Origin of the sequence: Mesorhizobium sp. M4B.F.Ca.ET.214.01.1.1, from assembly GCF_004791545.1 — a bacterium.
Classification (GTDB): domain Bacteria; phylum Pseudomonadota; class Alphaproteobacteria; order Rhizobiales; family Rhizobiaceae; genus Mesorhizobium; species Mesorhizobium abyssinicae.
This window is the reverse complement of sequence record NZ_SRUX01000020.1, coordinates 24,912-48,062: the sequence shown is the minus strand read 5'-3', so window position 1 is coordinate 48,062 and position 23,151 is coordinate 24,912. Positions and strand designations below refer to the sequence as shown.

Genomic DNA, 23,151 nt, shown 5'->3' with positions numbered 1-23,151 from the left:
CCGTCACGTGCCGCTCTTGAAGGCCAACTCATGTTCCAGCGCCGGCCGGCGGGTTAAGATATCGGCGATGAGTTCATCGGCGATGTCCTGCAAGCCCTTTTCCGCGGTGTCGATCTGCGCCGCGCTTTCTGCCCGTGCGGTGGGGGCGAAAACACGCTTGACGACTGTCGGCGAGCCACGCAGACCGCACCGGGTGAGATCGTCAATGCCGGCGTCGGCTGCAGTCCACTTCACGACTTGGCTGCGCGCCGCGCAAAGAGCCTGCTGGAGCGAGCCCCGGCGGATTTCGTTGGTGTCTTCCAGCATGGTAATGAGGCAGGGGAGTCTGCTCTTCAGCAACTGGGTGCCGCCTTCGGCGCGACGCGCGACTTCGATCTCGCGCGTTTTGAGATCGATGGAGGCAATCTTCGCGACGTAGGTAAGTTGCGATAGATTCAGGCGCTTGGCTATGCCTGGTCCGACCTGGGCGGTATCGCCGTCAATCGTCTGCTTGCCGGTGAAGACGATGTCTGGCCTGCCGAAAGTCTCCCCAATTTTTGCGATTGCTTGCGAAAGAGCAAAGGAGGTCGCCAGCGTATCGGATCCGGCAAAATAGCGGTCCGTCAAGAGAACTGCTCGGTCAGCACCGTAACCGAGCGCCTTTCGCAGCGAGTCCTCCGCCATGGGCGGACCCATTGTGAGCACAGTAACCTCGCCACCATGAACGTCGCGCAGTTTGAGCGCTTCTTCGAGGGCGAACAGGTCGTAAGGATTGATGATGGTCGGCACACCCTGACGCATGATCGTGTTCGTCACCGGGTGGACGCGGATCTGGGCCGAATCCGGCACCTGCTTGATGCAGATTACGATGTGCATTGGCGATTTCTCTAAGCTCCCAGTCCGGATGCGTGCTTGGCGGTTCACCTCATTGCCTGCATCGTTCATGCCAAGTCTTCTTCCTGCCTCTATTCCAGAAGGTGGCTTCGTTTGCGTCCGAGGAGGCGTCATGAGGACTGGATTTGTCGACTTCCCGACATTGTCGCGTCGCAGCCGTGTCGGGCTCATTACTTTCCGAACCGCTTCAGTGCAGAGTCGAGCGGGACGAAGGCGCGGCCAGGTGCGGGACATATGTTTGGATCGTGGTCCCTTAGCACCTTGAACACACGTTGCGTGAGCGGCGAGGAAGTCGCGAAATCTTCGTAGGCGCGTTCCAGCTTGGCGCGCACCCGCGCGGCGATTACCTGGTCAGGCAGACCGGAGAAATCTTCTTCGGCAAGGTATTGGCCCACGCGCTTCATGATATGGAGCCGCGAGACATTCATCACTTTCGGGTCGTAGGAGACGCCAAGGCAGGCGAAGAAGTCCTCCGCAGCCGACAGGCCCTTCAGTCGCGCCAGGATATCGGTGGGATCAATCGGGCGGCTGTCAGCGGAGCAGTTCATTGTATTCTCCCGGCGCGAAATTGTGGTGTCGATGCGTTGGTGACATTGCTGACGGCGTGCCGACCTCTGGCACGGCGGCTGGGGCAAGAGACTTGGCGATCTCAAGCTTTTCTGAAGTGGTGAAGGCGACCCCGGGTTGCCTGCTCTCCATTGCGTAGGGTCGTCACGTTGAGGAAGTCCTCACGGCTCATGAGTGGGCGTCGGCTATTGTGCCGCTCGGGCCCGGGCCGGAATGAAGGTGTTCTGCACCTCGCCCGCACAGTCCAGCACTGGGAACGGCACGTAGTTTCTCGATGATCGCAGGCAGGACCTCAAGCACGCGGTCTACGTCATCTTCGCCGTTGTCACGCGACAAGGAGAAGCGGACTGCCCCACATGCCGCGTTCATAGCGATCAGAACATGGCTCGGTTCCATTGAGCCAGAGGCACAGGCGGACCCGGCGGAACAGGCGATTCCCAGCCGGCTGAGGACAATTGGGATTGCATCGCCTTCGATACCTTCGAATCCAATGTTTGCAGTGTTTGGCAATCGCTCCTGCGGATCGCCGTTGATGGATGCGTTTGGGATGCGCTGGATGATCCCGTTCTCAAGGCGGTCGCGCAACCATTTTATTCGTGTTGTCTCGTCCATGAATTTCAAGGCGAGTTCGGCCGCCATGCCCAGTCCGACTATGCCGGGTGTGTTTTCAGTGCCTGCACGCCGGTCGCGCTCTTGGTGGCCACCCTTGATCAGGGAGGAGAAGCGCACGCCACGTCTTACATAAAGCGCGCCTATCCCCTTTGGACCATGCAGCTTGTGGGCGGAGAGCGACAGCATGTCGATCGCGGTCGATTTCAGCTCAATCGGAAACCTTCCGACCGCCTGCACTGCATCAGTGTGGAAAAGCGCGCCGACTTCCCTGGCTAGGTCGGCAAGCTCAACCACGGGAAAGATCGTACCGGTCTCACTGTTCGCCCACATTATCGAGACGATTGCCACTTGTGGGGTGAGGGCGGTTCTGTAGGCGTCCAGGTCGAGCCGGCCGTGGTGATCGACTGGGATAATGTGCACCTTGACGCCGCGCGTCTTTTCAAGGTGCGCGCACAACTTCAGAACGGCCGGATGTTCAACCGCGGAAGTCACTATTTCCGTTCGACCGGGCATTACCTCGAGCGCCGAAAGGATGGCTGTACTGTCGCTTTCAGTCCCGCCCGAGGTGAAGATGATCTCGTCCTCGAATCCCGCGCCGATGAGGGCTTGCAACTGCCGCCTCGCCTTTCTCACGGCTTCAGCAACCGATGCGCCATAGGCGTGCATGGACGAAGGATTGCCAAATTGCTCCGTAAAGAAAGGCAACATCGCTCCAAGGACTGCAGGATCAACCCGCGTCGTTGCGTTGTTGTCGAGATAGACAGGTCTCATGGGAGTGATCCTTCAACTGCTGAAATGATTCAAGGGTAGGCGGGCCATTGAACCTCTGGCGCATATCGTATCTGGTGAGGTGGGCGGCCGGGCGAGCGATGGCTTGGCTGACCGGTCGCTGCCGACATTGCCATTTGGTGGCGGCATCCGCCGGGAATTCAGCTGTTTCGGGCAATGTTGTTTGCTTGCCCACGGCAACGATCGATGATCGCGATTTGGCACATCACCGAACGCAATTGTTCCGGGCCGACAGTGCGTGTCGGCTGGTTCCAGAGCGCCGGGGGTTACCGGTTTGACGCAGTATTCCTTGGCGTCGCTATAGTCGAACATAGCCTGTTCCCCTGCAATCATTTGCAGGACTTGCCGCAGCTGCACTTCTCCTGCGCATTGGGGTTATCGAAAACAAAGCCGGATGTTTCGAGCCCTGTGACGAAGTCGACGGTCATGCCGGCGGCATGGGGTTGGGAGCCTCTATCCATGAACACCTTGAGCCCATCTCGCTCGATGATCGTATCGCCCTCATGTGAGACGCTCTCCAGGCCCATTGAGTATTGGAAGCCGGCGCAGCCGCCGGCATGGACCATGATGCGAAATCCTTCCGCCGGCTCGCTGGCGCGGTAAAGAGCGGCCTTGATGGCGGCAACAGCGTTGTCGGTGAGCGTAATCATGGCTCGATTTCTCCTCGGTCCGTGACGTTTTCGCGGATCATCTCGCATGAACCGTGCCAAAGGGAAGACGTGTGTAAAAACGGTAGGACATCCCGACGTCTCTATGCTCGATTGCTGGGGAGACGTCCGACAACCGACACTTACTGTCGGGTTTGTCGCGTCCGCGTCACAGGAGGGGCGCCTGAGTTCGCGATGCACTCACGCGTAAAGCAATGAACAGAGCCAAAGATGTTCAGAGCTTGCCGCGGAGCAACTGGCACGACTTTTGAGAGCCTTCGTTGCGGCGGCAAAATTGCCGGCCGATTCACCTTTGGGTTGCCCTCGCAATCGAAGAACGAAGGAAGCAATATGTCGCTCCTCCCTCAGACCCGCCTTGTGTGGGAAAGCAGCACCGCCGGTGGAACCCGAATGCTCGATCGGCCGATTGGCGCCGACCACCCAACAATCGCTCTCTACCGGCGATTGGCCGCTGACCGCCCGGAGACAGGATTCGACTGGCGTGTGCCTGACGATCAATCGCGTCCGCCGTGCACACCCCTGAGGCCCTTTTTTCGACCGATCGTCAAAAGAAGAACGGGGCGGGGTTAAAAACATGGATCAGCGCAAGAAGCGGTCGCCCAACGAAATCCGGCGTGCGTGGGAAGTCTGTCCGAACATTCCCGCGCGTGATTTCGCAGCCCAATTGGCCATTTCGGAAGCGGAACTGGTCGCGGCCCATTGCGGTTTCGGCGCGGCACGCATCGACCCGCGCGTCAATCACGTTCTGACGGGCCTCGAATTCGTGGGCGAAGTGACGGCGCTGACCCGCAATCAAGGTGCCGTGCACGAAAAGATTGGCGTCTTCAACAAAGTGATAACCGGCAACAATCACGCCATGGTCCTTGGTGACGAATTCGACCTTCGCGTCTTCCCGCAAGCTTGGAGGTATGGTTTCGCTGTTGAAAGGCGCCATCGCGGCGGAATCCAGCGCAGTTTGCAATTCTTCGACGCCACCGGCGCAGCAGTGCATAAGGTGCATCTCAGGCCGGTCTCCAACCTTCATGCCTATCGAAAGCTGGTGGCCGAGCTCGTATCCGCCAACCAGGAGCCGACCATGTCGCTTAAGGCGAGAGTAGCCGACCTGGGCGCGAGGACTGCGGACTGGGCCGGCACGGTGGACGACCTACGCGAGCACTGGAGCCGGCTGACTGACGTCAACCTTCTAAAGACGCTCAAGCTCAGCCGCTGCCAGGCTTTGCGCATGGTCGGCCAGGATTACGCTTGGCTGCTCGACAATGCCGCAGTTGGCGCCGTGCTCCAGCGTGCGGCCGAAGACGAATTGCCGATCATGTGCTTCGTCGGCAACCGAGGTTCTATCCAGACCCATTCCGGCTTAATCAAGTCGGTCAAGCAGATCGGGCCGTGCATCCATGTGCTGGACGAAACCTTCCGGCTGCATCTCAGGACCCACCAAATCCGTGAGGTTTGGGCCGTGCGCAAGCCGACCAATGACAGTCACGTCACCTCGCTCGAAGCATATGGGTCCGACGGCAAGATCATCATCCAGTTGTTCGGTGCGCGCAAGGAAGGCGAACGCGAGCGCGACGACTGGCGGGTTCTGGCGGAAAACCTGCCGCGTTTCCCCGACAGCTACATGAGAACAGCTACATGAGAAAGACCGATCGTTGTCGGTGGGACGCCGGCGCCCATCTGCCTCCGCAGCGAGTAGCCGGGCATTGAAGCCGAGATCGGGAACACGATGACGCAATAAGCGCGCTGTATTGTCATAACGCGATGAGCAGGTAGCAATTTGGCGCTGCCCCATCGAAGGCATGGTTACGACGAAGCCGCGGCCTTTGGCCGAGCTCAGAGGTGACAATAGCGTTAACGCCACCGACCGTCGTCACTCCCCACCAGGCGGTCAGCTGTTGCGGTTCGGGCCGAGCAGAAATACTGTCAAGACAGCGAGGAACGTGGCAACCGCGCTGTAGAGAAAGACACTGGCAATGCCCGTGTGATCCACCAATAGGCCACCGAAAGTTGTGCCGGCTGCGATCGCCACTTGGAAGGCTATGACCATCAGTACACCAGCGCTCTCGGCCTGTTTCGGAGCGGCGCGCAGCACCATCCAGGTCTGCAATCCGACCGGGACCGCGCCAAAAGCAAAGCCCCATACGGCAACTGCAATTGCCGAGGTCAAGGCCGATGCTCCCATAGTCAGGAGCGAGACAGCGGCTACGGCAATGAGCAGGGGCGGCAGGGCCGCGACTGCCTTGAGACTGTGTTTGGTGAGGAATGCGCCCGCTAAATTGCCGAAGACGCCGGCCGTGCCAGAAGCAAGGAACACGAGCGGGATCGACTTCTTGTCGAGCGGAGGAACGCTCTCGAGAAAGTCGCGGATGTAGGCGAAGCTGGCAAAATGGCCGGAAGCGACCAATAGCACGACTAGGACCGCAACCTTCATCGTCGGATTCTTCGCGACATCCAGCGGACTGCGGAATCTGCGCACTTCGATCGGAGGCAGTGGCGGAATGGTTACGAGTTGCACGAGCAGCGCAACGGCACTCACGATTGCGGCGACCTTGAACGAGGCTCGCCATCCCCAAATGTCACCGACATAAGCGCCGATTGGAGCCGCGCAGACGGAGGCGACAGAAACGCCGGTGAGGATGATCGACATGGCGCGCGGCATGAGGTGACTTGGAACCAGCCGCATTGCCAACGCTGCCGAAATTGACCAAAAACCACCGAGCGATATGCCGAGGACGACGCGTGCCGCCAGCAACACCGGCAGCGACCCCGCAACCTCCGCCAGAACGTTCGACAGGATCAGCAGCAGCGTCATCGCCCAGATGACGACCCTGCGGTCCAGACGCTTTGTCACGATGGCCATTGTCGGTGCCGAGATCGCCGCGACGATTGCGGTCGCTGTTAGCGCCTGTCCAGCCGTGCCCGTGCTGATACCGAGATCATGCGCGAGCGGTGTCAGAACGCTGGCGGGCAGAAACTCTGCCGTCACAAGCCCGAAGGTGCCGAAGGAAAGCGAAATGATCGCACCCCATGCGGGGCCAGACCGTTGATAGGGACTTTCTGGGTCAAGCCGATCTCGGTCGAACAGAGCCGCGTCCACTAAATCTGTCGCCGATTCGGTCATGAATGAGTTCTCCAGCTAGGAGCTGTTGCAGCAGGGGTGGCTATATCGCCGGGGATCAAAGCCGCTAGACCTTCCGGCGGCGGCCAGTCGGCCTCAGTCGAGGCCTCGGCGCCCACGCATCCGAGGCCTCATCGGAGGGCCGACGGACACAACCGTCGACAATGCGGGAGAGTTCTCGGCGCGGTCGCATCGATCGCATCCGTCGAAGTGCGGCCTGTTCACTGCGAACCAAGCAAGCCGAACGCGGTGTCCTCGATCGAGGCCTTGATGGGGGGATGATCGACGATCTCTATATTGCTTTGAAGCAGGAAGTTCCGTCGCCATATGCGGTTATCCTGGCAGCCAGAATTGAGCGGTCGTCGCAAGCACCAAGGCGGTCGCAATGAGTGCAACGAGGCGGAAGTCTGATCGATGGCTGCGGTTCGATGGCCGCGCGATCGACAGAATTGAGGTGATGAGTTATCCCTTTTGAAGCCGTTGCTCCCAATTCTGGGATAAGGTAATTGCAGGCGGTCCCAGCAACGTCGGGCGGCCTTTTTGGTGATTGAATTCATGGGACGACACTCTCGGTCCGTGACGCGTCTGCGAATGACTGCGCAAGTACCGTGCCATCAACGACAAATCTGGCTCTGCTGAGCGGGTGGTGGAGGCACGAGCGTGGGCTATCCCAAGAGCTTGCCGCAAGGTTGTTCGAAGTTGAGGTGCCGGATAGGCCGCAAATATGTCGGGCGGCCTGGGGTTCGCCAACACGAAGATGCGCAAGTTCAAAAGGACGAGCTGAACCCTTGCCGATATCCGTCCGAGGCTGATCTGGAGAAGGTCAAGAACTGCGTCTTGAAGGCTTTCCGCCGCACCGGCAAATGCGAAGCCAAGGTGCTGGGCAAGATGGACAGGGCCACACAACCCCTCGACTGGACGCTCATTAACGGCATCGGTGTGGCTCTGGTAGCTGGCGAGAAAACGCCGTGCTGAAAGACGAAAGCTCGTGTGGCCGGCTCTGAAGGAGGGCCAATGAGGCAGGCGAGGAGAGGCTATAGCCCATTCTTGTAGACTGACCTTGTCCCACGGAGGCGGCTAACCACCCCGCCAGACATCATCGAGGGGAGCGCCACTAGGCTCACGAACAAGTGTTGGTCATTTCCACCTGGGTGACCTCGGCCAAGTCACCAAACCGCTTAGCGCAACCTTTCGAACTGGATGCTCCCCGGGCACATGATCGGCTAGCGATCCCACCAATTGAGTTGCTCCAAGTCGGTGTCTAGCTTTCTACATTCTGTGTCCGACGCTGGACAAGAATGTTGCAATCCCGACCAGTAAGTCAGCACAGGCGCCACCTGTTGCCCAGCAAACGGCAAGGATTATCGAAAGACGAATTCGGCACGGAGCTTGCACCAACGATTGCATGCAAATGCCGACAGCATCTCATGAACGGTCTCTCGATTCTGGCGCGGTTAAATCGCGGCCGGTTCCAGATCATGTCCCGCCCGAAATGGTGAGGGACTTCAGCCTGTTTACGTCGCCCGGCATGTTGCCGACGGCCAACGGGGATCCGCATGCAGCGGTTGCTTGCGTTCATGCCGGGCCTCCGATCTTTTATTCAACCAGCAACACGCGCGACGGTCGGGGTACCTGGGTCATCACTCGCGCGAGCGACCAGCGCCGGGTGCTGCAGGACACCGAAACGTTTTCCAGCCATCGCAGCATCTTCGCCTCTGTGCTCGGCGAGAGCTGGCCGATGATCCCGCTTGAGCTCGATCCGCCATTCCACGGTGTTTTTCGCTCACTGCTCAATCCGCTGCTTTCGCCAAAGCGGGTAATGGCATTGGAGCCGGCTGTCCGGGAACGAGCGATCAAGCTGATCGACAGGATCGCCGCATCAGGCACGAGCTGCGACATCATGAAGGATTTTGCAGTTCCGTTCGCGGTCAATATCTTCCTTCGCTTTATTGGGCTTTCGGACGACGGACTAGAAACATTTGTCGGCTGGGCTAGAGATCTGCTCCACGGCGATAAGGAGCAACGACCACCCGCAGCCCGGACGATCGTGGCCTTCATCGACGAACTTGCCACCGAGCGCCGCAAGGAGCCGGTCGATGATTTCATGACCTTCATCGTGAAGGCAAAGGTCGAGGGCCGTCTGCTCAGTGACGAAGAAGTCCGTGGCATCGGCGTGCTTGTGTTCGTCGCGGGGCTCGACACGGTCTCAGCAGCCATATGCTTCGACTTGGCCCATCTCGCGCGCAACCCCAAAGATCAGGAATTGCTACGAAGCGAACCGGACCGGATTGCCGTCGCCGCGGAAGAATTGCTGCGCGCCTATTCGACCATTCAGATGATCCGAGTGGCAACGAAGGATGTCGACTTCAAAGGCGCGCCGATCCGCAAGGGAGACTATGTTTCCTGTGCCACGATGATTGCCAATCGTGACCCGGCGGAATTCGAATACCCGAATGAGATCGATCTGGCGCGCGAGGACAACCGGCACGCTGCCTTTGGCTATGGTCCCCATCGTTGTCTTGGCTCACACCTTGCCCGGCGGGAGATTGTCATTGGCCTGGAGGAGTGGCTGGCGCGCATCCCAGCCTTTCGGATCAAGACAGGGACTGAACCCATCACCTTCGGCGGCCATGTGTTCGGGATCGAGAATCTGATCCTGGACTGGTCCTGAAGTTTCCGCCAACGACATTGGAGTTCGCTATGCGTGTCATCGTACACAAAGCCAGATGCCAGGGTCATGCGCGCTGCTTGGCGCGGGCGCCGAGAGTCTTCAAGCTTGATGACGACGGCTACATCTTGCCCGGTGATATTGATGTTGCCGATGGGGAGCAACTGCTTGCCTCACAAGGGGTAAGAGCCTGCCCCGAACAAGCTCTGGAAGTTGACGAGCCCCCCGCTAACTCAATTGTAGAGAGAGACACACGCAAAGTGCAGACTGGCGTCGGGAAGGACAAAACAATCATACAATTCGCGACAGAACCTGTCGACCACGCGAAAATTACCGAACTGCGTGACCGAGAGGCGATCCGCAACTGCCTGTATCGGTACTGCCGCGGGATAGACCGCGCCGATGAGGCGGCGCTGCGTAGCGCATACTGGCCCGAAGCGTATGACAGGCACGGTCCCTATTGCGGACCGGCAGAGGACTTCATCCAATTTGCTCTCGGTCTGCCGGGGCAGCGTAACATCCATCAAATCACGAACAGCCTGATCGACTTCATCAGTTCAGCAGAGGCCGCGGTCGAGAGCTATTTCACCGCGCTGCAACGCGGACCGGATACAGACCAAGAAATACGTCAGACGCTGCTTTGCGGCCGTTACTGCGATCTGTTTCAGAAGAGGCAGGACGAGTGGCGAATTGCGGAACGGACAGTCGTCTACGATTGGGTTGAGGAGCAAATCCCGCCAGCGATTCTTGAGGCAGATAGGTTCGGCCGGCGACAGCCGATTGGAGCACCACATCCAGACGATCCCATCTACCAGCTGCTCAAGCGTCACATCCCCACCGACCAAGATGGCGTCGAGGGTCCCCAACTGGGAGCTGCATAAGTGGGTAGAAATGGAGGATGAGCGCCTTGCGGGATTGAGATCTGTGTGGGGCCGCAACTGGCGGTCACTGCAACGATTTGGCTCGACCCTTCATTCCGCCCAAGGTCGATGGGCTGAGATCACAAGCGGTCATCGTGGAGAAGCTCTCGTGAAACTGGCAGCACGCACCGTAATCATCACAGGCGCCGCGGGCGGGATCGGCCGTGCCCTGGTCGATATCCTTGCCGCGGACGGAGACACTGTAGTTGCGGTGGACCTTCCGGGCAGTGGTGTGGTTGAACTGGCTCGGGATCTCGGGTCGCCGCACGTCGGTCTGGAGTGCGATGTGTCGCGAGAGAAGGACATGCTCTCACTTTTCGGCCAGGTCGAAGCACGGTTCGCGCAAATCGATGTCCTCATCAACAATGCGGCGGTTGGACCCACGATGGATAGGATCATCGACACCGCTGTCGATACCTTCCGACGCGGCGTGACAGTGAACCTTATTGGGCCATTCGTTATGGCCCGGGAAGCGGCGCGGCGCATGAGGCCGGGCGGTGCGATCGTCAATGTGGCTTCGATGGCGGGCGTGGTCGGCAATCCCAGGCGCAACGCCTACGCAGCCTCGAAAGCTGGCGTGATCTCGTTGACAAAGTCCCTTGCGTGCGAGTGGGCTATGCGAGGAATCCGCGTCACGGCGGTGGCGCCGGGCTCCGTCCGCACCCCAATGGTCACAGAACTGGCACGCGCTGGCAAAATGGACCTCGCGGCGATACGCCGCCGCGTGCCGATGGGGCGCTTGGCTCGCCCCGACGAGATCGCCAGGGTCGTGCGTTTTCTGAGCAGCACGCAGGCGCGCTACATCACCGGCTCGGTGCTGGCAGTCGACGGAGGCTGGATGTCATTCAACCAGCCGGGGGATGCTCACCCGCCGGTGGATAGTGCGCTCCAAGCCGAGCTCTCCTGTCCGGCCGAATGCACAGATGCGCGAATCGTGCTCGTCACCGGTGGCGCAAAAAGCATTGGCGCGGCCGTCGCTCGCCGCTTTGCCGCGAACGGCGACACCGTCGTGATTGCTGATAAAGATGGCACTGCAGCGGCAGAGCTGGCTACATCGCTCCCCGGCAAGCATCTGGCGAAATCGCTGGACGTGGCCGTCGAGAGCGATGTGGTGTCGATGTTCGAAGAGCTGAGGCGACGCTTCGGGTATATCGATGTTCTGGTCAATAGTGCTGATACCGCCGACAGGATTGTGCCTGCGATCGAGCAACTGTCGAAACAGCTCGAACACGTCCTGGATGTCAACCTTACCGGCGCCTTCACCTGCGCGCGCGAAGCGATCAAGGCTATGCGCCCGGGCGGCGTGATCCTCAATCTCGGGTCGATCGACAGCTTTCTGCCGTTCGCGCCGCGCCATGCCTACGGCGCCTCCAAGGCGGGGATGGATATGCTGACCCGTTGCATGGCGGCCGAACTCGGCCCGGTCGGAATTCGGACAGCCACCGTCGCTCCTGGCCACATCCGCACGCCCGCACTTGCTCAGTTGGCCAAAGCCGGCCGCATCGACCTGGCAGCAATCGGACGACGCATCCCCATGGGCAGGATGGGACGGCCAGAAGACGTCGCAGATGCATCGTTCTTCCTTGCTTCGTCTGACGCCTCATACATCAACGGCTCGATCCTCTACGTGGACGGCGGCTGGACCTCGTTCGGTGATGCGGGAAACGCCAGCGAACTCTATGACGAATGTTTTGCGGAGGCCGCAGGTTAATTGCCAGGCATTCGCAGGGCGACCGGCCGAGCATTATGAAGCCTCGGCTCCACGACGCACCCGAGGTGCTTGAGATCCAAGCATGCGCATGCCGAGCACATTCCCGGTCGGCTGACGTGTCTATAACGAGGAGAAATCATGGAATTTGCCACTTTCATTCTGGCCGCCCAGCGTGGCTATCACCAATCCTCAGAAAGCGTCATCCGCAACTCCATCGAACAGGCCGTCGCTTCGGAGCAGGCTGGGTTCAACACCGCGTGGTTTGCTGAGCACCACTTCAACAATTACAGCCTCATACCATCCCCGCTGATGATGGTGGCGCACTGCGCCGGCTTGACAAGCACGATTCGCCTGGGCACTGCCGTCTGCGTGCTGCCGCTTTACCAACCGCAGCGCCTGCTGTCCGAGATCGGCTTCGCCGACATCGTTGCGAACGGCCGTCTCGAGCTCGGCGTAGGCTTGGGATACCAGCAGTTCGAGTTCGAACGGTTCGGCGTGGACATCGATGAGGCGCCGGCCGTCTTTTCGGAATACCTGGACATCATTCTCAAGGGCCTCAACCAAAACGTCTTCGAACACGACGGCCAGTATGAGAAGATCCCCCCAACAGCGATTTCGGTCCGCACAGTCCAGCAGCCGACGCCGCCTATCTGGATCGCTGGCGGAGCCGCACGGATGGCTCGGGCCTACCGCGAGGGGCACAATTTTTTTGTCACAGCCTTCCACGACGGCTTAGAGACTTTGACCACACTGCGTGAATCAGTCGAGAGGGCGGCGGCATCCGAGGAAAAGAACGTCACCGACGTCAAGATATCGCTGCTGCGCTGCTGCTATGCCAGCCACGACGAGTTGGAGATCAACAGCTATCTCGACAATGCCCGCTTCCAGCGCCGGCTTTCTGAAGCCCTGCATCAGCGCCGCCAACAGAGCCACGATGGCTACCTGCTGCAGGAGACACCGACCCAGCAGGATCTGTCCTTCGAGACCATGCGCAAAAATTTGCCGATTGGCAGCGTAAATCGCGTGATTGATCGCCTGCTGGAAGAGATCGATGTCTTGAAACCGGACCAGATCGCAGTTCAGACTCAATTGGGCGACTTCGACCAAAAGACGATGCTGCGCCAGATCGAGCTCTGGGGCGACAAGATCATCCCTGCGGTCAACAAGGCGCTTTGTCATGCCGGAAGCTGAAGCCGGCCGTTACGATGATGGCTGCCTATCCACGCGCGCAATGGCGTGGGTCCGAGCTAGGGAGGAGCTTCGATCAGCATGTGCTGCCCTGCGTGCTTTCGCGTTCGCTTGAGGAGGTCCAGGCGGGCGAGGTGTTGGCGACGGAGGGGACAGGCCTTTCGTCTGTCGAATTGCGTGATGTCTTGGCCGCAACTTTCCCGTCTACCTCCAGCAGCGTATTCGCTTTGGAGGAGTTGAGCGAGCCCGAGCCGGAACTGGAAGAGGAGCTGCTGCGCCGGCTGCTGCTAGCGCATGCTGCGCCGGGCGACCCGGCGAGCGCCCGCTTGGCCAAGATCATCGCCCGGCGTGCGATGCGCACGGACCATCTTTGGCGGGATCTTGGCCTCTCAAATCGCGCTGAGCTCAGCCGCCTGCTTGCCAGACATTTTCCCGCGCTGGCGGCAGGCAACACAGAAAACATGAAATGGAAAAAGTACTTTTACCGCAAGCTGTGTGAGGCCGAAGGCTTTTCGTCATGCACTGCACCCAGTTGTCGGGAATGCCATGACTTCGAAAGCTGCTTCGGCCCGGAGGAAGTTGAGAGTCGCCTCTCGCCGACCAGGAATGCCGGTTAGTCACTTCGCTTGATCGCAGCTGCGGACAACCGCTTATCACGGCGCCGTAGTATGGAGGAAGGGATGTTCATCGCCTCGCGATATTTGGTGACGGTACGGCGAGCGACATTGATGCCGGTCTGCTTGAGCTGAGCAACGATGTCTTCGTCGGAAAGTACCTTGTCGAGCGATTCTTCGGCGATGATTGCCTTGATCCGATGGCGGACAGATTTGGCGGAGTGCGCGTCGCCGCCCTCGCAGGATGCGATTGTCGCTGTGAAAAAATACTTCAGCTCGAACACCCCGCGCGGAGTTAACATGTACCTGTTCGAAGCCACCCGGCTTACCGTCGACTGGTGCATTTTGATCCCGTCAGCGACATTTTTGAGACAGAGAGGCCGCAGATGGGCGACGCCGTGTGTAAAAAAGGCATCCTGCTGGCGCACGATTTCGGTCGCAACCTTAAGGATCGTCTTAGCGCGCTGCTCGAGACAGCTGATCAGCCAGTTCCCTTTTTCCTGGCAATGGTCGAGAAACGCTTTGCCTTCCGGATTTTGATTGGTCAGCTGCGAGATTTCGGCGACATAGGTGTGGTTGATCAACACTTTGGGCAGCGTGGCCGGATCAAGCTCCACCCGCCATCCACCTTCGGACTTGGGCATTACCCAGACGTCCGGTACGATGGTTTCCGGCGTCCCGGACTGGAACCGGTCTCCAGGCTTGGGATCGAGCGCGCGGATTTCGTTCCTCATGTCGAGGAGATCCTCCTCGTCGACTCCGCAACGCTGCTTCAATCCCTGAAAATCCCCCCGTGCAAGCATCTCGAGATTGGCGACCAAAGCTGCCATAGCCGGGTCGAACCGGTCTTGCTGGCGCAGCTGAATCTCCAGGCATTCGCTGAGAGTTCGCGCAAAAATCCCCGGCGGATCAAATTGCTGCAAGATTCCGATGACCCGTTCCACATCAGCTTGCCGAACGTTTAACCTCCCGGCCAGATCGAAAAGGTTTACCTGAAGATAGCCAGTGTCCTCCAGATGGGCGGCGAGCTGTCCGGCAATCAGCCGCTCCTGCGGGGTGAACGGGGTGAGGGCGACCTGGCGGGCGACATGGTCGTGCAATGTTTCGGTGTGGGCGGTAAACTCCTCGACGGCAGGTCGATCGTTGCCGCTACTGCGTTGCGACTTCCATTGCCCGCGCCCGCCAGACGGCCCGCCAATGGGCGATTCGCCGATTTCGCTTCTGCTTTGACTGCTCCGCTGATCCACCCCTGACAGCGGCGAAACGTCGTCAAACGGGTCAGGCTTCAAAACGGGGTTCTTCTCGAGTGCCTGCTCCACGAGCTGATGGAGTTCAGTATGCGTCAATCGCAGCAAGCGAATAGCTTCAATGGCTTGAGGCGATAAGACCATACGTTGCTTCTGGCGTTGAAGCAGGCTTGCTGAGAGATGCATGTTGAACCGGTAATCTGCCGAGGAGGCTCTAGTGTGTGCTGGGGTTGTGTGAGACTTGCCACTTCTGGGTCATGCCGCCGCCTTCAGTTTGTCGAGAACGTTTTGCGGGGATGAAACGCCATAGGGGTCCGTCTCGCAGTTGTCACAGAAGCCTTCCTCCTCGAACCACTGCTCCACCACGCCATCGTCGATCAGAGCGGCGTATCGCCAGGAGCGCATGCCAAAGCCCAGATTGTCCTTCGCGACCAGCATGCCCATCTTGCGCGTGAACTCGCCCGACCCGTCTGGGATCAGCTCGATCTTCTGCAGCCCCAAGGACTTTCCCCACGCATTCATGACGAAAGCATCGTTGACTGAGACGCAGTAGATCGCGTCAATTCGCAGTTCCAGAAATTGATCATAGAGTTTTTCGAAATCGGGCAGTTGGAAGGTCGAGCAGGTCGGGGTGAAGGCGCCAGGCAGCGAGAACAGGATAACGCGCTTGCCCCCGAAATAATCGTCGGAGGTCTTGTTCTCCCACCGATAAGGATTTGGCCCCCCGATCGACTCATCGCGAACACGCGTGCGAAAGGTCACGAGAGGAACGTTCTTTCTATCGGTCATTGATTTGCTCCCAGGCCAAAGTGGTACGGTGCATTTTTCGGTTAAACTGAAGCGGCATCGACTTCGGTGGACAGTTCCGGCAGCCTTTCGCCCTGGCGTGGTTGCCTCGGACCAGTCTTGTGCAAGACCGCCCCCGAGCAGGGACGTTTAACGGCGACGAGCTTCCAGTTTTCCGCGGGGACGGGGAATGTTTGCTCGCGTGCTTTATCGAGCTTTGAGAGGTAGGCATGGTCTCCAACCGTGGTTTTGACTGCGTTCTAGCGACCGAGTCGCAAGCGCCATGCCAATTGACCCCATGCCTTGGGTTCACTTCGGTTTTTGCAGCAACTTTCGTGTTGTGCAGTAATGCCGGTCGATATTATTGCTCAAGCAGCACTGGAAATTGGGTGGGACTCCGTTCGGCAAACCCGGCCTTTGTCCGAAGCCGGACACGAATGTCGGAAATTAGCCAAACGCCAGGACCTGGGGCGGGTTAAGAAACGTTGCCGTGGGCACCGTTCTTCAGCACAATTGCGCCACGCGAGCATGGCTCCCAGCGTCAATGCCGTGCAGCAGCGAGACGAAAGTCACTGCAGAATATCAACCTCTGCGAAGTCGTTGAGACGATGGGACAGGATAGCCAAGGAGGTGCGCCGTCTTGCATGCCCCGCCAGCGAGGCGAACCCTCTTGGCTACGCGCGCCACCAGAGACGCTCCATATCGTCAGGCCCGCGTCTCATGCTCAGATGAGCCGGTATTTGGCTCTCTCATCAGCGAACCGAGAGAGCCCATGCCAAGACGGAAGCAAGCAAGACGAACGAGCGTCAAAGATACCCGGACGATCCTGCGCCTGACCCGTAAACAGGGCAGTCCGGTGGGCGAGGTGGCAGAGCAACTGAGGTTCGGCAAGACCTCGGTTTCCACCTATTTCTGCGGGCGCTGGAGGCGGGCTGTCGTGCTGGCCCTGCATGCGGCTTTGACGACGATGCGATGTTGAAACACCGTCTGTTGCGCCGAATCGGCCGTCGGCCACACGTTGGGTCGTCATCAGGTTCTCGACAGCTTCCCGGTGTCAAATCCAAACCGTGGTCGGCGATCCCACCAAGGTGGGAAGGCAGCGCTGACATAGCCGAACGTCGATCAAGTCACGATCAACGATTGCCTCATGTCACATGCCCTGCGGGACTGAAAAACGGAGAAGAACATGTGCGATGCAAAACTGAAGACCGTGCTTTCGCTCTTCTCGCCGGTGGCCAGCAAATTAGATGCTCTCTCGTCCAACGGACCAGCGACGGATGCAAATTACGTTAAGCTAAATACGAACGAGAACCCGTTTCCGTTGCCGAAGAGCGTAATGCAAAGTGCAATTGCTGCGATCGAACACCATTATCTTTATCCGGAAGACGACAATCTCAGCTTAAGGGCAGCTGCCTCCGACGCTTACGGATTTTCCAAAGATCAGGTGATTGCCGGCAACGGTTCGTCGGAACTGCTCGGACTCATCTACAGAGCTTTCCTCGCCCCAGGAGATACAGTGGCGATGCTGTCGCCCGGATTTTCGTTCAACCGTAAACTTGCCATGTTACAGGGTGCCGAGTTTCTCGAAATCGCATCGAGCGAAGCTCATCCCCTGCCGATAGAAAAACTTCTGTCCGGCCCCGCAAAAGACGCGAAGTTCATTCTGTTGGCTAATCCGAACAATCCGACCGGAACATTCGTGCCGGTGGCCGAAATCGAACGCCTTGTGGAGCAAGCAGATCGCTTGATCGTCTTGGATGAGGCCTACGTTGACTTCGCACCCGACCATGCCCTGCGCCTCGTCAATAGACATCCGAATCTTTTGATCTTGAGGACTTTTTCAAAGAGCTATGCTGCCGCTGGCGTGCGAGTCGGCTTCGGTTTCGGTCACCCAGAAATCATTGGCAGGCTGCGCAACATCCAGAATGTCTTCAACATGAACGTGATCGGGCAGGCGGTCGGGAAAAGCATTCTTGCGCATCGCCACGCCTACGAAGAGAACCACAGGCACATCAAGCATGAACGACAGCGAGTGACCCTGGCGCTGTTGCAACTTGGCTTTTCCGTAACACCCTCCCACGCAAACTTTTTGCTGGCCCGTGTGCCGGCGGGACAGGAGGGCTCATGCTGGCAAGCCGCGTTGAAAGAGCAGAAGATCCTCATCGCCAGCTTTCCTGACATAGATTTGAAGAACTGCATTCGCGTCAGCATTGGTAGCACAGAGCAGATGGACAAATTCCTTGCTGCCGCCAAACACGTCTGTATGAACTTTAAGAGGAATCGCGGTGTGCGCAAGCATGAAGTCAATTCACATTGCATTGGAAATGTATTAAGTAATAAGTGTCGATGTGTTATAAGTTATGATGTTTCCAATAGTGGATAAATCATAGGTAATTTGGAGAATAATTAATTGACGAAAATTTTCGCTTCGGGCCTAACCTTCGGCATCTTCGATCATCTGGACGAAAACGGCGATGACATCGCCCAACAATATGCAGATCGGCTGAGCCTAGCAGAAGCGTGCGATGGCTATGGCTTTTATGCGTATCATCTCGCAGAGCACCACTGTACGCCACATGGCAGAGGTCCATCACCGAATTTGTTCTTAGCGAGCGTCGCCCAGCGAACCCGCAGTCTTCGTGTTGGTCCCATGGTAATGCTACTTGCGCTCTATCATCCGCTGCGTGCCTTCGAGGAGATCTGCATGCTTGATCAGTTGAGCGGCGGCAGGCTTGAACTCGGCATAGGGCGCGGCTCTGCTCCGACTGAATTGGGATACTTCGGGGTTGCTGTAGAAGCAGCACCAGAACAGTACACGGAGGCCAGCGAGATTCTCATCAATGCGATGAAAGGCGGGACGCTTTCTTATGAGGGCCGCCACTTTGAGTTGAAAGACGTTCCGCTGACGTTGAGACCTCACCAATATCCCCAGCCGCCGACATGGATCGCCACCAATCGACCCGAGCCGGCTAGCTGGGCCGCCGCGAATGGGGCAAACATCGCCTGCGTCGGACCTTCCACTTCTGTTCGCAGCGTTACCGACGCGTTCCGCGCCGCCCGAATTCACGATGCTGACATTGGCCACCAAGCGCCATTTCTTGGATTGCTCCGAATGGTGGTGATAGGGCGTTCTGAAACAGATGCGTATTTGCTCGCAGCACCTGCCTATGAACGATGGCTCAAGAGCTTCAAATTTCTATACGAACTAAATGCCATTCCCACTCCACCAAACTTGCCTTTGAACTTCGATGCAGCAATTGAAAGTGAATTGTGCGTCGTGGGAACGGCAGCTTCTGTCCGAAAAGCTCTCCTTGATCAGCTGGAAGAGGCAGGTGCTAATTATCTTCTGTGTCAACTGGCATTTGGGGATTTGCCGCTGGATGCCTCGCTATACACCGCATCGACCATTCGATCCGAAATCATGGCTCGAGTTGCCGCATCGTGAATCCGTTGTGTGATTGGAGGAGCAGCGGCAGCGCTGCTGCTCATTCCGAAACGGTTGTGGGGGCCGGACTCTTGTGTCAGGCGTAAACACTAGGCCGGTGCTTGGTCGCCGACCGCGATACTGCAGCCCTCGCCCATTTCAGTCCCGATGACATTCCTGCCGCGACGGTTGCAGTGCCGCACTCCGCAAATTCCCCATACAGAAACAGACTTCTTGGCCTGCTCGACCAGCAGGATGGGTCCCTGCTCTCGCCGGATCTGGAGCACGTCGAACTGGCACTGAGCGATCGCCTTGAACAGCAAGGCAGGCCGATCAACTTCGTGTACTTCATAGAGGAGGGCTTCGGCTCTATCATCGCCAAAATGGCGCCCGGCCGGGATGCCGAAGCCGGCATTCTGGGCCACAAAGGCATGACAGGAACGGTTGTCGTCCTCGGCGACAATCTGGCGCCGCATGATTGCGTCGTCCAGCTCGCCGGAGAGGCGATGCGCATTCCGATAGCCCCCTTTCATGAGGCACTCGAGCAAAGTCCCACCCTGCGGCTGTTTCTTCTGCGCTTCGTGCAATGCCTGATGGTGCAGACCAGCTACACCGCTCTCACGCGAACGCCCGCCAGGGGCTCGAAAGCCGTCTCGTCCGATGGCTGCTGTTGTGTGAGGATCGCGCTGGCCCCGAGCTGAAACTCACGCGCGAATTCCTGTCGATCATGCTCGGCGTGAGGCGGCCGGGCGTAACCGTCGCCATCGAGGTCCTGGAAGGCAATGGCTTGATCCGCGCCACGTGCGGCAAGATCGTCATCCGTGATTGGGAAGGACTGATCAAACTGGCCGATGGCAGCTATGGCCCACCGGAAGCCGAGTACGAAAGGCTTATCGGTAGCAGTCCACTCCGCTGAAGGCTGTAGGGACCCTCGACAGCAGTGAGCCCATAGGAGATCACATGGCCGCCCTTTCCCTTAATTATTTTGACGTACGCAACAATGATCGGCTCTTTTCCGACACTGAAGGGACATGGTTAGCCGGCGGCATGGATTCCGTCAGGCTCGAGGCTTTCGCCGCGCTGACAGACTATGCGCGGGAAGTCACCCCCACCGTCATTTGCCGCCGCCTTACCGTTGAAGCCCGCGACGAAGACAGCAAGCCGCTCTTGGAAGCTGTTATGGACGTGGTCATCGGGGTCGTTTGTCTCAGACGACCCCGAACAGCCAAAGCGCTAAAAAAACGCCGAGCGCCAGCTCGGATGCCTTCCGGTGAACCGATCTGCGGGGCCGACTAGTCCTCTCGAACATCGGTCAGAGTGGCATGGCGCAGCCCGCCCTCGCCTTTCAGGAAGCTGATGTGGCCGACCAGGCCGGGCTTGATCCACTGCGCGTTCGGCTTCTTGATCGGAATTCCTTTGCGCGCCCGGCCGGGCATCCGGCGACGCGCTCGTAGAGCCGTTCCTTCATGGCGCGGTTCAGACCGATCACCGCGGCCCCGACATATTTTCGTGAGCCGTCGGCCTTGGCCATGAGAGCCATCGGCGCGGCGAGTAACCCTGAGGGTCTCGAGCTGCATCAGCATGGAGAGCCTGCCTATAACGGACCCCGTGCCGTCGTCGCGCTTTCCGAAGAAGTCGTCCGCCCACGGCAACCAGAGCGTCCTATCGAGGACAAAGCATGTTTGCCTGCGGCATTCTGAATCACATCCGAGACGAGGGTTGCCAGCTAATGGGTGGGCAGGCAGGGTGGCGCGCCAACGGCACACGGCCGCACGATGTAATGCAAATAGTACGAGGAAACCGATGCCCCCCATCACCCGTCGTCATGCCCTCTGCGCGCTCGCAGCCCTTTTTGGTGGAAAACACGCCCATGCTCAAACTTCTGTACAAGGCGGGCTCGATATCGTCCGCGGCAAGCGGACCACGTCTAAAGAGCATCCTTGGTACGTCGAACTCAATATTGTCACAGAGGATAAAATTGTCAGAGAGGATAAATCTTATCTATGCGGTGGAGTGGTGATCGGAGACCAATGGATCCTCACAGCGGCACACTGTTTAGCGGGTGCAACCAAGGTCGAGGCCTTTGTGAAGAATGGCGTTTCGTTAGATGTAACGGACTTTATTGTTCACGAAGAATATGTCGCGAAGACATTCAAACATGATCTGGCGCTCGTGCGGGTGCGCAGTACGCTACCCGCAGTGGCCATTCCCCTTGCTACCCCCCGGATGGACATTCCTAATGGCGAGCTCCTTACCGTGACGGGTAAGGGAGTTACACGACATGGTGGAGAGGAATCAGAAGAGCTCCGAGAGGGCAAGGTCCCATACGTCGACAACAAAACGTGCAGCCGCAAATATGGGGAGGAGATCTTTCCTGGGATGATGTGCGCCGGAACCGAAAGCGGCGGGACCGATCCTTGCCAAGGGGACAGTGGAGGTCCTCTGACCAAAGCCCATGGCAAAAACCCTATCTTGGTTGGAATTGTCTCGAGTGGGGCCGGTTGCGGAAGGACATACGGTGTGTATACGCGCGTGTCGTATTATCGCGAGTGGATCACGAAACATACCGGTGACTGAGGGGGCGAGTCGGGATGCGTGCAGGGTGGAAAGTTCACGTTGCCGCGTATCCGAACGCGCAGAATGTCCAGACTAATCGGAGTTCATCTAACAGGTATCCTGACCATGTCCCATGAAGGCTGTGCAGGCTAGGAAGCCCCGAGGCACCCGCGCCTGGCTCATCAGCGGAGCTGGGGGCTCTGATTAGACCCGCCGGAGATCAGGGCGGCGGGCTCTATCCAGCGGCACTGTATGACGCCAAGTCCAAACGCAAATTTGATGACGACGTGCGCGATAGCGGGCTTGGGGATTTTGTCGAGGCGGTCGAAGCCACCCCTCACGCCCTTGGCTAAGAAACCAAGCCTTCTTCAGCTTCCAAGAGACCGAGCACAGTGGTGCCAGAGTGGTCGGTCGAGGCATGCTGGCGAATGCGCGACAAAAGCAGCTTGTGGCCATAGAAGGCAGCGACACAAGCAAGACTGGTCGCCCCGCAATCGGTGATATCGCGCTGCTTAAACTTGCTGACCTTGCTTGACATGGCGGCTCGCTGACTGTCTGGAAATTGAAGATTAGTCGCCCGCGTAGAGCGGATTGAGCTAATCGTCGACTTTATCATAGAGGAGTTGCAGCAAAGTGCGGCCTGCAACGAGAAAGCGTGCCCAAACGGTAATGCCTTTCTTCAGGTGAGCGATGCCCCCGTTCTTAAGGACGAGTTGGTTGCGAGACAGCGCAAGGGGGACCTTGAAGAAGGGCTCCCGCCGTGGAGAATGGAGTCCTGCGCCACGTTGAGCACCTTGGCGTCAGTGACACCCCATTGATTGTAGTTTGTAGGCATCGATTTGGATATGCACCGACTGGCCCGGGTGCACAAAAGCGATGTCTTTGGGGGGAACGTAGATTTCCACCACCAGTTCGGTACCGGCGAAACCCAACCGACGTTTTGCCCGGCCTGTACGTAGCTGCCGGAAGTGAGGCCTGAGAATTGCTCAAGAGTACTGGGGCTCGAATATGAGTCAGATCCCGCTCGTTCTCGAGCTCATGCAAAGTGGCCGTGAGCTCCTTGAGGCGCAGGTTGATGTCGAAGAGTTGCTGGTTTCATTCGGCGATTTTTCGCCGGGCCAGGATCTCGCCCTGGAGCTCAATGTTGTGGAGGGCGAAAGTCTTTTCTTCAACAGTTTTCGCGGGCGCTGCAGAAGCCGAAAGCAGTCGCTTGGCACGGTCGAGTTCCGCTGCGGCATTGGTGCGGGCGTATTCGTTTTCCCGCAACAAGTTGAGGAAATGCGCGCGGTCAGCTTTGGCGGATTCGGTCGAGAGGCGGATCGGGTCCTTGGCCTGCGTGCCGGAGGAGATCAGGTTTTCGAGATCACCGGCAAGATCGCTCCTTGCGACCCATGCTCGCTCCAATCGGGCTGTGCG

22 protein-coding genes and 3 pseudogenes are annotated in these 23,151 nt (G+C 58.5%); 14 read left to right on the top strand and 11 right to left on the bottom strand.

The genetic code is table 11. From position 1 onward, the window contains the following. Positions 1-3: 3 nt before the first annotated feature. From EN857_RS30320 to EN857_RS30300, 5 genes are all read right to left on the bottom strand, one after another. Positions 4-855, bottom strand: coding sequence for an electron transfer flavoprotein subunit beta/FixA family protein (locus EN857_RS30320; protein WP_126059306.1), 852 nt, complete (start codon positions 853-855; stop codon positions 4-6). Between the two features lie 188 nt (positions 856-1,043). Then, complete coding sequence (nifW, locus tag EN857_RS30315; RefSeq protein ID WP_091599514.1) at positions 1,044-1,421, bottom strand: nitrogenase stabilizing/protective protein NifW; 378 nt, start codon at positions 1,419-1,421, stop codon at positions 1,044-1,046. A 187-nt stretch (positions 1,422-1,608) separates the two neighbouring features. Further along, a complete protein-coding gene (gene nifS, locus EN857_RS30310; RefSeq protein WP_091599511.1) occupies positions 1,609-2,823 on the bottom strand; it encodes a cysteine desulfurase NifS in 1,215 nt (404 codons plus the stop codon). A gap of 12 nt (positions 2,824-2,835) precedes the next feature. Further along, complete coding sequence (locus EN857_RS30305) at positions 2,836-3,153, bottom strand: hypothetical protein (RefSeq protein WP_127284186.1); 318 nt, start codon at positions 3,151-3,153, stop codon at positions 2,836-2,838. A 17-nt stretch (positions 3,154-3,170) separates the two neighbouring features. After that, on the bottom strand, positions 3,171-3,491 hold the full coding sequence (locus tag EN857_RS30300) for an iron-sulfur cluster assembly accessory protein (RefSeq protein ID WP_091599508.1): 321 nt from the start codon (positions 3,489-3,491) through the stop codon (positions 3,171-3,173). 592 nt (positions 3,492-4,083) lie between these two features. Between EN857_RS30300 and EN857_RS30295 the strand changes: the two genes are divergently transcribed. Further along, positions 4,084-5,142: a ChuX/HutX family heme-like substrate-binding protein gene (locus tag EN857_RS30295; RefSeq protein WP_135859557.1), complete on the top strand. Its 1,059-nt coding sequence runs from the start codon at positions 4,084-4,086 to the stop codon at positions 5,140-5,142. Between the two features lie 249 nt (positions 5,143-5,391). On the opposite strand, the gene EN857_RS30290 is transcribed toward EN857_RS30295, so the two are convergent. After that, a complete protein-coding gene (locus EN857_RS30290) occupies positions 5,392-6,624 on the bottom strand; it encodes an MFS transporter (protein ID WP_091599502.1) in 1,233 nt (410 codons plus the stop codon). A 657-nt stretch (positions 6,625-7,281) separates the two neighbouring features. Between EN857_RS30290 and EN857_RS30285 the strand changes: the two genes are divergently transcribed. The 7 genes and pseudogenes from EN857_RS30285 to EN857_RS30260 all read left to right on the top strand — a co-directional run bounded on the left by EN857_RS30285 (position 7,282) and on the right by EN857_RS30260 (position 13,725). Next, entirely contained in the window at positions 7,282-7,596 is a 315-nt protein-coding gene (locus EN857_RS30285; RefSeq protein WP_091599500.1) for a hypothetical protein, read from the top strand. A 517-nt stretch (positions 7,597-8,113) separates the two neighbouring features. Further along, positions 8,114-9,292, top strand: a complete 1,179-nt coding sequence (locus EN857_RS30280; protein ID WP_164746650.1) for a cytochrome P450 — start codon at positions 8,114-8,116, stop codon at positions 9,290-9,292. A gap of 29 nt (positions 9,293-9,321) precedes the next feature. Next, positions 9,322-9,444 (top strand): annotated as a pseudogene (locus tag EN857_RS35910) (ferredoxin); the annotation flags it as partial. A gap of 138 nt (positions 9,445-9,582) precedes the next feature. Then, a complete protein-coding gene (locus EN857_RS30275) occupies positions 9,583-10,170 on the top strand; it encodes a nuclear transport factor 2 family protein (RefSeq protein WP_236378846.1) in 588 nt (195 codons plus the stop codon). A 148-nt stretch (positions 10,171-10,318) separates the two neighbouring features. Next, a complete protein-coding gene (locus tag EN857_RS30270) occupies positions 10,319-11,920 on the top strand; it encodes an SDR family oxidoreductase (RefSeq protein ID WP_091599495.1) in 1,602 nt (533 codons plus the stop codon). Between the two features lie 138 nt (positions 11,921-12,058). Further along, positions 12,059-13,111: an LLM class flavin-dependent oxidoreductase gene (locus EN857_RS30265; RefSeq protein ID WP_091599492.1), complete on the top strand. Its 1,053-nt coding sequence runs from the start codon at positions 12,059-12,061 to the stop codon at positions 13,109-13,111. A 14-nt stretch (positions 13,112-13,125) separates the two neighbouring features. Then, positions 13,126-13,725, top strand: a complete 600-nt coding sequence (locus EN857_RS30260; protein WP_126057643.1) for a nitrogen fixation protein NifQ — start codon at positions 13,126-13,128, stop codon at positions 13,723-13,725. On the opposite strand, the gene rpoN is transcribed toward EN857_RS30260, so the two are convergent. Both rpoN and EN857_RS30250 read right to left on the bottom strand, forming a co-directional pair. Beyond that, positions 13,722-15,155: an RNA polymerase factor sigma-54 gene (gene rpoN / locus EN857_RS30255; protein ID WP_091599489.1), complete on the bottom strand. Its 1,434-nt coding sequence runs from the start codon at positions 15,153-15,155 to the stop codon at positions 13,722-13,724. The two genes, EN857_RS30260 and rpoN, sit on opposite strands and share 4 nt — an antisense overlap. A gap of 69 nt (positions 15,156-15,224) precedes the next feature. Then, positions 15,225-15,758: a peroxiredoxin gene (locus EN857_RS30250; RefSeq protein ID WP_029356553.1), complete on the bottom strand. Its 534-nt coding sequence runs from the start codon at positions 15,756-15,758 to the stop codon at positions 15,225-15,227. A gap of 1,183 nt (positions 15,759-16,941) precedes the next feature. Between EN857_RS30250 and hisC the strand changes: the two genes are divergently transcribed. The 5 genes from hisC to EN857_RS34950 all read left to right on the top strand — a co-directional run bounded on the left by hisC (position 16,942) and on the right by EN857_RS34950 (position 20,475). Next, the gene (gene hisC, locus EN857_RS30245; protein ID WP_091599485.1) at positions 16,942-18,138 is read left to right on the top strand and encodes a histidinol-phosphate transaminase; all 1,197 of its coding nucleotides are present in this window, start codon (positions 16,942-16,944) and stop codon (positions 18,136-18,138) included. Positions 18,139-18,165: 27 nt separating this feature from the next. Beyond that, positions 18,166-19,200, top strand: coding sequence for an LLM class flavin-dependent oxidoreductase (locus EN857_RS30240; protein ID WP_091599482.1), 1,035 nt, complete (start codon positions 18,166-18,168; stop codon positions 19,198-19,200). 173 nt (positions 19,201-19,373) lie between these two features. Then, a complete protein-coding gene (locus EN857_RS36365) occupies positions 19,374-19,880 on the top strand; it encodes a Crp/Fnr family transcriptional regulator (protein ID WP_348628643.1) in 507 nt (168 codons plus the stop codon). Further along, positions 19,766-20,095, top strand: a complete 330-nt coding sequence (locus EN857_RS35900) for a helix-turn-helix domain-containing protein (protein ID WP_245466525.1) — start codon at positions 19,766-19,768, stop codon at positions 20,093-20,095. The genes EN857_RS36365 and EN857_RS35900 overlap by 115 nt, the downstream gene beginning before the upstream one ends. Before the next feature lie 44 nt (positions 20,096-20,139). Further along, positions 20,140-20,475: a hypothetical protein gene (locus tag EN857_RS34950; protein WP_187331497.1), complete on the top strand. Its 336-nt coding sequence runs from the start codon at positions 20,140-20,142 to the stop codon at positions 20,473-20,475. On the opposite strand, the gene EN857_RS30225 is transcribed toward EN857_RS34950, so the two are convergent. Beyond that, the gene (locus EN857_RS30225) at positions 20,472-20,762 is read right to left on the bottom strand and encodes a hypothetical protein (RefSeq protein WP_126057644.1); all 291 of its coding nucleotides are present in this window, start codon (positions 20,760-20,762) and stop codon (positions 20,472-20,474) included. The two genes, EN857_RS34950 and EN857_RS30225, sit on opposite strands and share 4 nt — an antisense overlap. 220 nt (positions 20,763-20,982) lie before the next feature. Between EN857_RS30225 and EN857_RS30220 the strand changes: the two genes are divergently transcribed. Next, the gene (locus EN857_RS30220; RefSeq protein ID WP_164747232.1) at positions 20,983-21,756 is read left to right on the top strand and encodes a serine protease; all 774 of its coding nucleotides are present in this window, start codon (positions 20,983-20,985) and stop codon (positions 21,754-21,756) included. Positions 21,757-22,016: 260 nt separating this feature from the next. Here EN857_RS30220 and EN857_RS30215 read toward each other — a convergent pair. Together EN857_RS30215 and EN857_RS30210 are read right to left on the bottom strand one after the other, a co-directional pair. Beyond that, a pseudogene (locus EN857_RS30215) lies at positions 22,017-22,273 on the bottom strand (cysteine peptidase family C39 domain-containing protein); the annotation flags it as partial. A gap of 58 nt (positions 22,274-22,331) precedes the next feature. Next, positions 22,332-23,121, bottom strand: a pseudogene (locus EN857_RS30210) (HlyD family efflux transporter periplasmic adaptor subunit); the annotation flags it as partial. Between the last annotated feature and the right edge of the window lie 30 nt (positions 23,122-23,151).

Coding starts and splice junctions, on each gene's coding strand:
- rpoN (WP_091599489.1), bottom strand. CDS start 15,155: ATGCATCTCTCAGCAAGCCTGCTTCAACGCCAGAAGCAACGTATGGTC.
- nifW (WP_091599514.1), bottom strand. CDS start 1,421: ATGAACTGCTCCGCTGACAGCCGCCCGATTGATCCCACCGATATCCTG.
- EN857_RS30225 (WP_126057644.1), bottom strand. CDS start 20,762: ATGCTGATGCAGCTCGAGACCCTCAGGGTTACTCGCCGCGCCGATGGC.
- EN857_RS30220 (WP_164747232.1), top strand. CDS start 20,983: ATGCCCCCCATCACCCGTCGTCATGCCCTCTGCGCGCTCGCAGCCCTT.
- EN857_RS30320 (WP_126059306.1), bottom strand. CDS start 855: ATGCACATCGTAATCTGCATCAAGCAGGTGCCGGATTCGGCCCAGATC.
- EN857_RS30250 (WP_029356553.1), bottom strand. CDS start 15,758: ATGACCGATAGAAAGAACGTTCCTCTCGTGACCTTTCGCACGCGTGTT.
- EN857_RS30280 (WP_164746650.1), top strand. CDS start 8,114: ATGGTGAGGGACTTCAGCCTGTTTACGTCGCCCGGCATGTTGCCGACG.
- EN857_RS30290 (WP_091599502.1), bottom strand. CDS start 6,624: ATGACCGAATCGGCGACAGATTTAGTGGACGCGGCTCTGTTCGACCGA.
- EN857_RS30265 (WP_091599492.1), top strand. CDS start 12,059: ATGGAATTTGCCACTTTCATTCTGGCCGCCCAGCGTGGCTATCACCAA.
- EN857_RS35900 (WP_245466525.1), top strand. CDS start 19,766: ATGCCTGATGGTGCAGACCAGCTACACCGCTCTCACGCGAACGCCCGC.
- hisC (WP_091599485.1), top strand. CDS start 16,942: ATGTGCGATGCAAAACTGAAGACCGTGCTTTCGCTCTTCTCGCCGGTG.
- nifS (WP_091599511.1), bottom strand. CDS start 2,823: ATGAGACCTGTCTATCTCGACAACAACGCAACGACGCGGGTTGATCCT.
- EN857_RS30300 (WP_091599508.1), bottom strand. CDS start 3,491: ATGATTACGCTCACCGACAACGCTGTTGCCGCCATCAAGGCCGCTCTT.
- EN857_RS30260 (WP_126057643.1), top strand. CDS start 13,126: ATGATGGCTGCCTATCCACGCGCGCAATGGCGTGGGTCCGAGCTAGGG.
- EN857_RS30295 (WP_135859557.1), top strand. CDS start 4,084: ATGGATCAGCGCAAGAAGCGGTCGCCCAACGAAATCCGGCGTGCGTGG.
- EN857_RS30305 (WP_127284186.1), bottom strand. CDS start 3,153: ATGTTCGACTATAGCGACGCCAAGGAATACTGCGTCAAACCGGTAACC.
- EN857_RS34950 (WP_187331497.1), top strand. CDS start 20,140: ATGGCCGCCCTTTCCCTTAATTATTTTGACGTACGCAACAATGATCGG.